A 12,988-nucleotide genomic window follows, 5' to 3' on the forward strand; every position below is an offset into this window, starting at 1 on the left:
TGATCTGTCATGACAGGGCCGCTATCGGCCCTGTCATGACGGTGCAATGGATTTCCCGGCTCGGCCCTTACAGCGAAGCGCGCGCCCGCCTGGGTCGGTCGCGCAGGCTCTGGCGCCATCAGGCCGCATATGGGGCCGAGACGCCGCCTCACCGGGTTCTGCCCGAAACCCGTCTGAGCCTTGTGACAGAGCGTCATTATTCACGCTCCGGAACCCTGCTCGATGAACAGCACTGGGTCTTTGGCCCGATCATAACGCCCCGGCTCTATGCGCCTGCGCCCGGGACCGTTCTAGACGGCGTCTTCCTGGCCCCCGAAGAGGCGATCTGTGTGCTCGGCGTTCGGCCCGACGAGCTGGTGGACGCCATCGTTCCGCAATCAGACTTCCCCGCTCTGAACCTGCAAGCCGAGCCCCCTCAGGGCGCCGCGAACGCTTTGGCGGTCTGGGCGGCCGGCATGATCCGGCGCACCCGCGGACAGGTCCGCGCCGCCCGGCTGGCGCGCCATGCCGGGGTCAGCGACCGTCATCTGCATCGCGTCATGACCGGACGGCTGGGGCTAGGCCCCAAGGCGCTCGCCAACCAGATCCGCACCCTCACCGCGATCGAACACGCCGATCAGAGCCCGCATCCGGACTGGGCGCAGATCGCCTATGCCCATGGCTATAGCGATCAGGCGCATCTGAGCCGCTCGGTCCGGGCCATGAGCGGTCTGTCTCCCTCCGCGCTTCATGCGGAACGGTCCGTAGAGTCCGAAATCTTCAAGACCCGCACCCCCGTCTGACAGCAACCTCAAGCCGATTATCCCTCACAGGAGCTTGATGATGAGACTGATGATGACGGCCGCCCTGTGCGCGGTCATGAGCGCCCCTGCCTTCGCCCAGCAAACCCTGGAGTTTGAAGGGATGAACTGGCGGGTCGACGCTGTGGAGCTGGCCGAAACGACCGAGTTTCTGGGCCGCGAGGCCCTGCATTTCCGCGATGGCGTGATCTGGATTGACGGCTCGCAGTTCGAGACCGGCGAGATCCGCTTTGAAATGGCGATCAGCGGCTCACCCGGTCATACGGGCGTGCTGTGGCGCGGCCAGGGCGTGGGGGACTGGGAAAAGTTCTACTTCCGCCATCACCTCAACAACCTGCCCGATTCCGTGCAGTACACGCCCGCCCATGATGCGGTGACGGCGTGGCAAATCTTTTCCGATCCCGACGCCATCAGCCAGGTCAATCACGGCCTCAACCGCTGGATGAATGTTCGCGTGGTCATTGCCGAGGATCAGGCTGACATCTTCATGGATGGCGAACTGATCCACCATGTTCCGGACCTGCAGCGTGACGACCGGTCCGGCTGGGTCGGTTTCTGGCAGCTGGCGCCCAATGGCGTCGCCTCGGGCTATGTGCGCAATGTCGAGGTCGAGGCCCAGTCCAATCCCCCGATCACGGGCATGTCGCAACGCCCCAGCGCAGAGCCGATCGCCAATCTGATCGAGACCTGGCGCGTCTCTGATCCCTTCAGTGAAGCCCAGCTGGGCGACACCTCCATCACGGCGCTGCGCCAGTCGCGGACGCGCTGGAGCGCGCTGCCCGTCGCCTACAACGCCATCGCCAATCTCGCCAGCGTCACACGCCATTCCGACGGCGATACGGTGCTGGCCGAAGCCACCCTGATCGCCGATGGGGACCGCACGGCGCTGGTGCGCTTTGGCTATTCTGATCGGGTGCAGGTCTTTCTCAATGGCGAGCGCCTGTTTGTCGGCAATAATGACTGGCGCAGCCGCGATTACCGCTATCTGGGCACCATCACCCGGCATGTGGCCGTACCGCTGGATCTGCACGATGGCGAGAACACGCTGACCTTCGCGGTTTCAGAGACCTTTGGCGGTTGGGGCGTGACAGCCGCGCTGGAAGACGCGGACGGCGTGCGCATCGCGCGCTAAACCCCAATCTCAACCCCTAAATTGCAAAGCCCCGCGCCGGATCCGGCGCGGGGCTTTTTCTGTAACGATGGAGCCTTGATCAGGCGCCGCCTGGCTTGGGCTCCAGCCCGCTTGTATCGGACGCTTCATCCTCGTCATCATCGATGACCGGAAGCGCGCCGGACGGAGGTGTTCCGTCATCGGGCTTGGGCGGCACGTCGGTATCACGATGGGGCGGATTGCCCTTCAGAAGCTCGATGATCTCCGGACCAGATAGGGTTTCGTATTCCAGAAGCCCTTCGGACAGGGTGACCCAGTCGTCTTTCTTCTCGGTCAGGATACGGCGCGCCTCCTTGAGGCCGCCTTCGACAAGGCCCTTGATCTCCTTTTCGATCTTCGCAGCGGTTTCCGCCGAGATCGAGGAGGATTGCACCAATTGCTGGCCCAGGAAGACCTCGCCCTGGTCCTCGCCGTAATCAACCGGGCCGATCTCCTCGGAGAAGCCCCACTGGGTGACCATGGCGCGGGCGAGACGGGTCGCCTGCTTGATGTCGCTGGCGGCGCCGGAGGTGACGTTCTCCTTGCCGAATTTCAGCTCTTCAGCCACCCGGCCGCCCATCATGATGGCGAGACGCGAGGTCATCTCCTGATGGGTCATCGACATCTTGTCGGTTTCGGGCAGCTGCATGACCATGCCCAGCGCGCGACCGCGCGGGATGATCGTCGCCTTGTGCACGGGATCCGCCGACGGCACGTTCAGCGCCACGATGGCGTGGCCGGATTCGTGATAGGCGGTCAGCGTGCGCTCCTTGTCGGTCATCACCATTGTGCGACGCTCGGGGCCCATCATGACCTTGTCCTTGGAGTCTTCGAACTCGGCCATGGAGACGAGGCGCTTGTTGCGGCGCGCCGCCAGAAGGGCCGCCTCGTTCACAAGGTTGGCGAGGTCCGCGCCGGAAAAGCCCGGCGTGCCCCGCGCGATGACCTTGGGATCCACATCATCCGCCAGCGGCACATCGCGCATGTGCACCTTCAGGATCTTCTCCCGACCGGTGATGTCCGGGTTCGGCACGACGACCTGACGGTCAAAGCGGCCCGGACGCAGCAGCGCCGGGTCGAGAACATCCGGACGGTTGGTCGCGGCGATCAGGATGATGCCTTCATTGGCTTCAAACCCGTCCATTTCCACCAGCAGCTGGTTGAGGGTCTGCTCGCGTTCGTCATTGCCGCCGCCCAGACCGGCGCCGCGGGACCGGCCCACAGCATCGATCTCGTCGATAAAGATGATGCAGGGCGCGTTCTTCTTGGCCTGTTCGAACATGTCGCGGACACGGCTGGCGCCGACGCCGACGAACATCTCGACAAAGTCAGAACCGGAAATCGTGAAGAACGGCACGCCGGCTTCACCCGCCACAGCGCGTGCGGTCAGGGTCTTACCCGTGCCCGGAGGGCCCACCAGCAGCGCACCCTTGGGGATTTTGCCGCCCAGGCGCTGGAACTTGGAGGGGTCCTTGAGGAATTCGACGATTTCCTGAAGCTCTTCCTTGGCTTCATCAATGCCGGCCACGTCATCAAAGGTGACCCGGCCTGTCTTCTCGGTCAGCAGCTTCGCCTTGGACTTGCCAAAGCCCATGGCGCCGCGACCGCCGCCCTGCATCTGGCGCATGAAGAAGATCCACACGCCGATCAGCAGCAGCATCGGGAACCAGTTGATCAGGATGCCCAGCGGGCTGATGCCGCCCTCATTGGGCGGTTGGGCCGTAATGTCCACATCGGCGGCGCGCAGCGCCGGCGTGACGTTTTCATCCTCGGGCACCGTGGTGCGGAAGGTGGCGCCGCCCGTGGTCTGGCCGGTGACCGTATCACCCTGAATGGTGACCGAGCTGACCTGACCGCTCTCGACCTGGTTCATGAACTGGGAATAGTTGATCTCGTTCGAGGGTGCGGACTGGCTCGGTCCCTGCAGCATGTTGAACAGGGCCAGCAGCAGCACCAGCAAAATCGCCCAAACCAGGATATTGCGCATATTCATCCGTCTGTGTCCTTGTCTGCGCCGCCTTGGACCGGGCGCGCATCTGAGACTGTCTTCGTTTCGTCAAGCCTGATATTGGGGCGTCAGGCCGGTTTCGCCAGTGCTGCGACGATATGAGCCGCAGATTTATCCTCATCAAACCACGCCGGGGCCTCGCACGGAAGCAGCCAGCGCCGAAGTCGATCCATGCAAAGCAGCCGCCAATTGTCCGTCTCATCGGACTTAAAGCCGGGTAAAGCCAGAATATCATCGCTGTCGCTGGCCATGATCGCTGTCAGAGAGCGACGCAGCGTGGCCGGAACCTCAGACAGGGTGTCCCCATCCGGCGCAGCCCGATCGCCCAAAGCTTCCATCCGACACGCCGATGAGGCGTGGATTTCGATCCGCCCATCAAAGACAGCCTGATCGCCCTCCGCCAATTCCAGACAGACAGGATCCGCACCGCCATCCGCCCGGCCCAGAACGGCGCCGGGATCGCGGCCCATGACGCCATCCGTCGTCAGCAGGACGCCCGCCTGGGTACGGGCCTCGCCCTGCTCCAGCGCATCAAGACAGGCTTCCACGCCTTCCGGCGCAGGCAGTCGGGCTTCGCCGGACACCGCCATCATCACCGCTTCAAGCGCCCGCAAGGCCATGGGACGTGCGGCCAGGGTGAACTTGTCCCGATCGAGACGCGCCCCGCCCCAGGCCGTCATCGCGACCGCCCGCTCGGTCAGCCGCCAGGCTGCGCTGCGCAACAAGCGCTCCGCGTCCAGGCTCTGGTCAGACAGGCTCAACAAACCGTGTTCGGCCGGTCCGCCGGCCGGATAGGCGTCCTGACGCAAACGAATGCGTTCGAACTGCGGGTCTTCATTGGAGGGATCATCCACCCAGCGCGCCTCGACCTTTTCAAGATAGGCCCGAAGCTCCTCACGCCGCAGCCCGAGAAAGGGTCGGGCCACCGTCAGATTGCGCCCTTCCGGCCAGACCGGCGAGGCGTCCAGACCGGTCATGCCAGTCAGCGTCCGCCAGCCGCCTTCGCGGTTGGCGCGCATGCGCAAGGTCTCGATGCGGTCATCCAGCGTGTGACCCAGGCACAAGAGGTTTATGCCCAGACCTTCACAGGCCCCGGCCAGCAAGGTGTGCCGCGCCTGACGCGCCGCCGCCTGGTTCTTGCGAGGTGCGGACCATTTCAGAATATGAGGCTCAGCGCCCAGGGACCGGGCATAGTCGGCGTTATCTGCGGCTTCCTCGCCGCTTTCCGGGCGCAGGCCGTGATCCACGATCAGGGCATGCAGGCTCACACCAGGAAAGCAGGCCCGCAAAGCATGCAGGAGCGCGGTGGAATCACCGCCGCCGGAATAGCCGAGCGCGAGCGCGTGCGTCACCACAGCTCCTAGCGGCAGCCAATCCTCGAGACTTCACGCTGCGCCTTGCGGCGGGCGTCATCCCCGGCGCGCGGGAATTCGGACGGGAAGGTGGCCAGCACCTGACAGGCGCGGCTGGTTTCCCCCAGCGCGGCCAGCGAAGCGCCCAGACGGACCAGAGCATCCGGGGCGCGCGGTCCCTGACGGTCTTCCTGCAAGGCGGCGATATAGGAATCCGCCGCGTCCTGGAAATCACCATTGATGAAATGGGTTTCTCCCAGCCAGTACCAGGCCTGACCCACTTTCGGATCATCCGGATAGGTCTGGGTGAAATCGCGCAGCAACTCGCGCGCGCCGCCGAAATCGCCATCCAGCAAACGCGCATTCGCCGTTTCAAACAGCGTGTCCGCATCCATGACAGGCTCGGGCGGTGCTGCGAGCGAGCTGACATCGGCGTCCAGCTGGCCCTGAGCCCCGCTTTGCGCACGGGTGTCCCGCGAAGGCGAACGCGGCTGGCTCTGCCCCTGGCTCGGCGCGCCCAAAGGCTGCACCGTGGAGGCGCGCGCCTCGGCGAACGGATCGCTGTCGTCAATCTCTTCAGAGGTCAGCAAATCGGAAGGTCCGCCCAGCGACAGCGGATCACCGTTGGCTTCGGGCTCGCCAGCGCCATAGGCCGCGCCGCCCGAAAGCAGGCGGTCCACATTGACGCCCAACTGCTCGAGCTCCTGACGCAAACGCCGGTTCTCGAACGTCAGGCGCTCGAGCTCACCGGTCTGGACGCGTTGCTGACGCTCCAGATCATCAACCCGCATCATCAGGGTTTCCGCCACCGGATCCCCCTGCAGGGCGCGCCCCTCGATCTGCGCCAGCCGCGCTTCCACCGCATCCAGGCGCGCCGCCAGCTCCCGGCGCGATTGCGCTTCGGCTGGAGCGGCAAGTCCTGCACAGAGCATGGCGAGGCCGGAAAGGGCGATCAAGGCGATACGAATCATGGCGCACGGATCCTGTTAAGCGTCTCAGGTCTTCTGAACGCTAGTGTTGTCGAGCAATTGGCGAAATCAAGGCGAAGTCAGGAATAGTCGAGCAGCCGCACGTTGTCAGGCCTTACAACCCAGTCCCCGCTGGCCGTTTCCTCCATCTGGAAGGTGTAGCCATAGCCGTCTGCGCGGCTCAGCACGCAGTGAATATGATCATAGGCCGGCGTGCAGGAGGCGTTTCCGCCCGAGCCAGGTTCAGCGATCTGCGCCGAAAAGGACGCCAGATCCGCTCGGCTGTCCCGGTTGTAGATCCATGGATCTTGCGTGCCTGCCAGGGCGTCCGCCAGAAACGCGGCCGCCTCGCCTTCACGATAGGGCAACGCCACGGTCAACAGACGGACCTCATCATTCACGACCGTCCAGCCGTCGCCGTCCATGGTGTGCAGGGCAAAGGAATATCCGTAACCGTCTTCGCGACGCAGCGTGCACTGAAGCTGAACATGACTGGGCGTGCAAACCGCCTCACCGCCAGAGTCCGGCTCGGCGATCTGCGCCGAGAACGAGGCCAGATCTGCGCGACTGTCCACGCCCCAGAGCCAATAGGCGTCCGTACCTTCAAACAGCTCCGCCAGAAAGGCGGCGGCTTCGCCGTCCTCATAGGGCAGCGCCAGCGGCGGCTCGCCCACCGGCTCTTCATTGGGTTCGGACGCCGGCTCTTCTCCGGACATGACCGGCTCGCTTTCGGACGAACCATACTGACCCGGTGTCGGCTCCATCACCATGGACAGGCCGTACAGAGCGCCCACAGACGCGATTGGAGCCACGATCAGCCCCATCAAAGCTCGGATAACCATAATGCTGCCCCCTCAAGCAGAAACGCCCGCAAGGATGAACCTTGCGGGCGTCTCGATCAATCCTTTTCAGGGCTGGTCCTAGGAGACAGCGCCCGACTGGATGATGGTCATGGCGTTCCGGTTGGTCGCCCAGCACTCTTGCGTGGAGCGGTTGCAGGTCGGACGCTCCTTACCGTAGGACACGGTCGAAATGCGGGACGGATCCACGCCCTGGCTGACCAGGAAGTCGCGTGCGGCGTTGGCGCGGCGCGCGCCCAGAGCCAGGTTGTACTCGCGGGTGCCGCGTTCGTCGCAATTGCCGGCGATCAGGATGCGGGCCTGCGGATAGGAAGACAGCCAGGCGGCCTGACGGCGCAGGGTGGCGCGGGCTTCGCTGGAGAGCGTGTGCTGATCCAGCGCGAAGAAGACGCGGTCGCCCGCATTCACTTCAAAATCTTCTTCCGAGCCAGGGATCGGGCCAGCCGGTTCCGGAGCCGGTTCGTAGACCGGAGCGGGCTCGGGCTCAGGCGTCGGCGCAACCGGCTCGGGTTGCGAAGCGCAGGCGGCCAGCGAAGCGCTGAGCGCCAGAGCGGCAAGAATAGACAGGCGTTTCATAATATGGTCGTCCTCTCCAAGCCTATGGATGTTATCATAGGCAAATCGGTGTGGATGCTATCAGAATGGGCGCGCTTCACACCCCTCAAAAAACCCCAAAACGCGCACCTCGGATTCGACATTAGCCGAGCAAAGCTCAGTCGATCAAGGGCGACCAGGCGGGGTCGCTTGCTTCGCCTTGCGTCGGCAATCGACGCAGATTGAAGCCCGCCAGATCAATGCTCCAGATCGAATACGTCGTTCCTTCGCGCGTTCGATCGCCGCGTGTGAACAACAACACGCGACCATTAGGCGACCAGGCGGGCGTATCCACGAAATAGCCTTCGTAGAGAATACGTTCCTCACCCGAGCCATCCGCAGCCACAACGCCCAGCATGAACTGGCCGCTGCGCTGTTTGGTGAAGGCGATCAGGTCGCCACGCGGACTCCAGACCGGCGTGGTGTAGCGACCCTCGCCAAACGTGATCCGCTGCGGGTCGGTCCCGTCCGCGTTCATCACGTACAATTGTGATTGCCCGCCGCGCGAGGAGGAGAACACCACCTGGTCGCCATCAGGCGCATAGGAGGGCTCCACATCATCGGCGGGGTGCGTGGTCAGCTGGCGCAGGGTGCGCGAGCGCAGGTCAAAGCGGAACAGGTCATGGCCGCTGTGACGTTCGGCGGACACGACCAGTTCGCGCCCATTGGGATGAAAGCGCGCGGACAGGGACTGGCCTTCGCTGGCGAGCGAGGGCCCTGAGTCAAAGAGCGCTTCCTGACGCCCCGTCTCGAGATCATAGAGATAGCTCGTGGCCCGACCGTCGCGGAAGGACACATAGGTGATCTGCTGGGCGCTCGGAGAATAGTTCGGCAGCAACGCCATGTAGGAGCGGTCCGTGAGGAAGGACGGGTTGGCGCCGTCCTGATCCATCACCGCCAGGCGACGGATGGGCTCGCCATTGGGGCCGTCGCCTTCGGACACATAAACGATCCGCGTGTCGAAATAGCCGGTCTCACCGGTCAGGCGCTCATAGACAGCGTCCGAGACCTTGTGCGCAATCCGGCGCCAGTTGTCCGGCGAGGTGACGAATTGCAGGCCCTGCATCTGCGCTTCAGTATTGGCGTCCCACAGGCGGAACGCGACCAGCATGCGGTCATTTTCATCAATGCTGACCTCGCCCACCAGCAGCGCGGAGGCGTTGATCACCCGCCAGTCGCCAAAGCGCGGACGCAGATTGATGTCGCTGATGTCCTCGATGAACGCCTCTGGATCCACAGGCGCAAACAGGCCCGACGTATCGAGATTGTTGGAGATGACCCGGGAAATGTCCGCGCCGATCTCAGCTTCCCGATTGTCCTCGCCGATGAAGTCGGGGATTGCGATCGGGGTCGGATCCAGCGTGCCCTCGGTCACGTCCACCACGAGCGGGGTTTGCGCAAAAGCCGAGCCGGCCATCACGATCAGGGCGAGGATCGGTGTGAAGAGGTAGCGCAGAACGGTCATGGAGAAGCTCCCGGGGTTCGAACGGCAGGTCAGCGATTGCGTTGGGTGTCGACATTGACCCGAAGCACGCGCCACTGGGCGTAATGCTCGGGGGGTAGAGGATAGGGTTGGCATTCGATCGCGCCACGCAAGGCCCGTTCACCCGCCACCCTCAGATAGGAATTGGGCGAATTCATGATGCGCCCTTCGTCGATCAGGCGTGGCGGCACAGACAGGCGGCCATTGCGCTCCAGCCGGATTTCCAGCGAGACCCGCAGATCCATATTGGCCGGCGCATCGGCGTTCGATCGGATGCAGCGGTTCATATGAGAGGCGGCCATCGCCTGAAGACTGGCGGTCATGTCCGTACCCGGTCCGACGCGATTGCGTTGTTCGCCCGTTTCGGCGTCTCCGCGCGGCGCGGCGTTGTCCCTCGACCGGTCCACCAGTTGCGACAGCGCGTTCAGGTCGAGCGAGTCCTGTTCCGGCTCGGGTTCGGGCTCGCGCGGACGCGGCTGCTGAACCGGCTCGGGCTCCGGTTCCGGCTCGGGTTCAAGCTCGGGCGGCGCAGGTTCGGGTTCGGGCTCAGGCTCATCCTGAGGCGCGGGCGGAATGACTTCCGGCTCGGGTTCGGGCTGGGCGGGCTCAGGCTCCGGCGCGGGTTCAGGCGCCGGCGTTTCCACGATCTCTTCCGGTTCCGGTTCGGGCTCGGGGCGCGCCGCGCGGACATTGGTCTCGCGCGACAGCGTCACCAGCTCGACCGGCACGACGGTCAATTCTTCGCTCATGCGCCGGGCATGCGGAAACGCGACCAGCGCGCTCGCAATCAGCCCTGCGTGGATGAACAGGGAGAGGATGAACCCCAGGGCCTGACGCATGGCCCGGCCCCCTATTCGCGGATCGGTTCGGTGACGAGGCCGATATTGGTGTAGCCCGAAGCCGACACCCGGGCCATCACCCGCATGACCTCGCCATACGGCGCTCCGTCATCGGCGCGGATATAGATGCGCGCTTCAGACCCCGCGTCGGTAATGGCGGCCAGACGCGGCGCGAGCTCGTCATACGCCACCTCGGTCTCCATCAGGTACAGCGTGCCGTCAGACTGGATCGTCAGGGTCAGCGGCTCTTCAGACGTGGTCATGGCGCGCGCTTCGGTGTCGGGCAGGTCGACCTCCACCCCCACCGTCAACAGCGGCGCGGAGACCATGAACACGATCAGCAGCACCAGCATCACGTCCACGAAGGGGGTGACGTTGATCTCAGCCTTGGGCTTGAAGCGGCGACGTCCATTGCCGCCGCCAGTGTCGAGACCGCCAGCCATGAACTAGTTCCCCCGGCTCGCCAGCGCCGCCAGATCGTCCACGAGCCCTTCCAGGCGCGCGGCGTATTTGGCGAGGTTGGAGGACAGGGCGTTGAAGAAGATCACGGCGGGGATCGCAGCCAGCAGGCCCAGGGCGGTGGCGAACAGCGCTTCGGCGATGCCCGGCGCCACAACGGCGAGCGAGGTGTTTTCAGACGCCGCGATGGAGCGGAAGGCGTTCATGATGCCCCAGACGGTCCCGAACAGGCCGATGAAGGGTGCGGACGAGCCGATGATGGACAAGACGCCCAGGCCGCCTTCCATCTTGTTCAGCTCGCGATTGGCTTCGGCGCCGCCGCTCTTGGCGACCGCATACCCGTCCCAGTCGCGCATGGCGGCGGCGAGGACGCGCCCGAACGGCTCCTTGGCGGGTTTGGCGTACTTGTTCACGAGATTGTCCAGCGAACCGCCGGACCAGAAGTCGTTTTCAAAGCGCGAGGCGCCGGCATGGGCCTTGTTCAGCTGCATCCATTTCTCGATGGCGATGGCCCAGGACCAGATCGACATCAACGCCAGCAACGCCATCACTGCCTTAACAACGATATCGGCGCGCATGAACAGATACACGATGGTCAGCTCATTGGCCGGACCCGTCAGTTCAACCGCAACGCTTTCCATGAAAACTCCGCTTGACCCTCTCGCATCCGCTTGACGGGATGCGCCATATTGAAACGCCCTCGGGCTGCAGGTGTAACCGCACGCACGCGCTACGCCAAGCCGAACTCTCCCAGCCAGGCGCAACAAGATGACAAAAGACAGGAATTGAGGCGAATTGAGGGAAAATTCTAGCCGGTTACGTAACGCTGCACCTGGTCCAGCATGGGCTTGGGCAAGCGCCGGGGCCGACCTTCAAGATCGATGCAGGCCGCTTCCACTTCGGCCGTGACCAGCACCTCCGCCGCGCAGATCACCCGCTGGCTGATCACCAGACGCGCGCCCTTGGCCGCCTTGAACCGGGTCTCGATGACCAGGGCGTCATCAATGCGCGCGGGTTTGAGATAGTCGAGATTGATCTTGCGCACGGCGAAGCCCAGCGGCGGATCAAGCTCGAGAATTTCGGCATGAGACACGCCCGCGCACCGCAGCGCGTCCGTGCGTCCACGCTCGAGGAATTTGAGATAGTTGGCGTGATAGACGACGCCGGTGAAATCGGTGTCCTCGTAATAGACCCGCACCGAGAGCTGATGCGTCTTGTCGTCCAGCCACACGCCGGCATGAGGTTCGGCCATTACGCGCCCTCCCCGAACAGATCATCCGACAAATGGCGCGGCATGGTGAAGCCCAGATGCTCATAGGCGCGCTTGGCCGCCACGCGCCCGCGCGGCGTGCGCATGATGAAGCCTTGCTGGATCAGGAAAGGCTCGACCACATCTTCAAGCGCATCACGGGCTTCCGCGCAGGCCGCCGCCAGCGTCTCGACGCCGGCCGGGCCGCCGCCAAAGCCGTCAATCAGGACCCGCAAATACCGCCGGTCGAGGCTGTCCAGGCCCACTTCGTCCACGTCCAGCCGCTTGAGCGCCGCATCCGCCGCCTTGGCGTTGATCACCGGCACGCCGTCCTCTTCGGCGAAATCGCGCACCCGGCGCAGCAGACGTCCGGCGACGCGCGGCGTACCGCGAGCGCGCTTTGCGATCTCGGTCGCGCCGTCCTCGCTCATGGGCGCGCCCAGCTTGTGGGCGGCGCGCGCGACAATCCCGGACAGTTCTTCAGTGGAGTAGAATTCGAGGCGCACCGGCACGCCGAAACGGTCGCGCAAAGGAGTCGCCAGAAGGCCCGCCCGCGTTGTGGCGCCGACCAGGGTGAACGGCGGCAGGTCAATCCGCACGGTGCGTGCGCTCGGACCTTCGCCGATCACGAGATCGAGGCAGAAATCCTCCATGGCCGGATAGAGGATTTCCTCCACGGCAGGAAGCAAGCGGTGGATCTCGTCGATGAAGAGAACATCGCGTTCTTCAAGATTGGTCAGGATCGCGGCGAGATCGCCCGCCTTGGCGATGACCGGGCCGGAGGTGGCGCGGAAATTCACGCCCAGTTCCTTGGCCACGATCTGGGCGAGCGTCGTCTTGCCCAGACCGGGCGGTCCGGACAGGAGCACATGATCGAGCGCCTCGCCGCGCCGCGCCGCAGCCTGGGTGAAGACCTTGAGATTGGCGATGGCGGAAGGCTGGCCGACGAACTCGTCAAACGAGAGCGGGCGCAGCGCCTTGTCCCGGCCATCGCCCGGGCTCGCTTCTGCGGAAATGATGCGCTCGTCTGACTCGCTCAACGCGCCAGCTCCTTGAGGGCTGATTTGATGACCAGCCCTTCGGTCGCATCATCGCCCAGCTGACGCAAGGCTTCGGCAGCGGCCTTGCGCGCATCGCTTTCACTATAGCCCAGATTGACGAGCGCCGAGACAGCGGACTCACGCATGGCGTTATCGGCGGATGCCGGGGCGGGCGCGGCTGGCGCA

General features: G+C 64.4%; 13 protein-coding genes and 1 pseudogene. 2 read left to right on the top strand and 12 right to left on the bottom strand.

Annotated elements, in window-relative coordinates; all coding sequences use genetic code 11:
- Positions 1-35: 35 nt before the first annotated feature.
- Positions 36-782: a helix-turn-helix domain-containing protein gene (locus RBA95_RS12175; protein ID WP_306017135.1), complete on the top strand. Its 747-nt coding sequence runs from the start codon at positions 36-38 to the stop codon at positions 780-782.
- Between the two features lie 40 nt (positions 783-822).
- On the top strand, positions 823-1,932 hold the full coding sequence (locus tag RBA95_RS12180) for a hypothetical protein (protein ID WP_306017136.1): 1,110 nt from the start codon (positions 823-825) through the stop codon (positions 1,930-1,932).
- 79 nt (positions 1,933-2,011) lie between these two features.
- Here the strand turns inward: RBA95_RS12180 and ftsH are convergent, their stop codons facing one another.
- The 12 genes and pseudogenes from ftsH to RBA95_RS12240 all read right to left on the bottom strand — a co-directional run.
- Positions 2,012-3,943: an ATP-dependent zinc metalloprotease FtsH gene (gene ftsH / locus RBA95_RS12185; protein ID WP_306017137.1), complete on the bottom strand. Its 1,932-nt coding sequence runs from the start codon at positions 3,941-3,943 to the stop codon at positions 2,012-2,014.
- A gap of 83 nt (positions 3,944-4,026) precedes the next feature.
- Positions 4,027-5,310 (bottom strand): tRNA lysidine(34) synthetase TilS, encoded by a 1,284-nt coding sequence (tilS, locus tag RBA95_RS12190; RefSeq protein ID WP_306017138.1) that lies wholly within the window; start codon positions 5,308-5,310, stop codon positions 4,027-4,029.
- Between the two features lie 8 nt (positions 5,311-5,318).
- Positions 5,319-6,281, bottom strand: coding sequence for a tol-pal system protein YbgF (ybgF, locus tag RBA95_RS12195; protein ID WP_306017139.1), 963 nt, complete (start codon positions 6,279-6,281; stop codon positions 5,319-5,321).
- A 77-nt stretch (positions 6,282-6,358) separates the two neighbouring features.
- Positions 6,359-7,120, bottom strand: a complete 762-nt coding sequence (locus RBA95_RS12200; protein WP_306017140.1) for a hypothetical protein — start codon at positions 7,118-7,120, stop codon at positions 6,359-6,361.
- Between the two features lie 78 nt (positions 7,121-7,198).
- Positions 7,199-7,714, bottom strand: coding sequence for a peptidoglycan-associated lipoprotein Pal (gene pal / locus RBA95_RS12205; protein ID WP_306017141.1), 516 nt, complete (start codon positions 7,712-7,714; stop codon positions 7,199-7,201).
- A gap of 136 nt (positions 7,715-7,850) precedes the next feature.
- Positions 7,851-9,197 carry a Tol-Pal system beta propeller repeat protein TolB gene (tolB, locus tag RBA95_RS12210; protein ID WP_306017142.1) on the bottom strand — a complete coding sequence of 449 codons (1,347 nt, stop codon included), beginning with the start codon at positions 9,195-9,197 and terminating at the stop codon, positions 7,851-7,853.
- A 29-nt stretch (positions 9,198-9,226) separates the two neighbouring features.
- Positions 9,227-10,054 (bottom strand): hypothetical protein, encoded by an 828-nt coding sequence (locus RBA95_RS12215; RefSeq protein ID WP_306017143.1) that lies wholly within the window; start codon positions 10,052-10,054, stop codon positions 9,227-9,229.
- Between the two features lie 11 nt (positions 10,055-10,065).
- A complete protein-coding gene (gene tolR, locus RBA95_RS12220) occupies positions 10,066-10,497 on the bottom strand; it encodes a protein TolR (protein WP_306017144.1) in 432 nt (143 codons plus the stop codon).
- A gap of 3 nt (positions 10,498-10,500) precedes the next feature.
- Positions 10,501-11,154, bottom strand: coding sequence for a MotA/TolQ/ExbB proton channel family protein (locus RBA95_RS12225; protein ID WP_306017145.1), 654 nt, complete (start codon positions 11,152-11,154; stop codon positions 10,501-10,503).
- A gap of 167 nt (positions 11,155-11,321) precedes the next feature.
- Positions 11,322-11,765: a tol-pal system-associated acyl-CoA thioesterase gene (gene ybgC / locus RBA95_RS12230; RefSeq protein ID WP_306017146.1), complete on the bottom strand. Its 444-nt coding sequence runs from the start codon at positions 11,763-11,765 to the stop codon at positions 11,322-11,324.
- Positions 11,765-12,802 (bottom strand): Holliday junction branch migration DNA helicase RuvB, encoded by a 1,038-nt coding sequence (gene ruvB, locus RBA95_RS12235; protein ID WP_306017147.1) that lies wholly within the window; start codon positions 12,800-12,802, stop codon positions 11,765-11,767. The genes ybgC and ruvB overlap by 1 nt, the downstream gene beginning before the upstream one ends.
- Positions 12,799-12,988: pseudogene (locus tag RBA95_RS12240) on the bottom strand (Holliday junction branch migration protein RuvA); the annotation flags it as partial. The pseudogene RBA95_RS12240 and the gene ruvB, both read right to left, overlap by 4 nt.

This window comes from Oceanicaulis sp. MMSF_3324 (genome assembly GCF_030733545.1).
In the GTDB taxonomy this organism is placed as follows: domain Bacteria; phylum Pseudomonadota; class Alphaproteobacteria; order Caulobacterales; family Maricaulaceae; genus Oceanicaulis.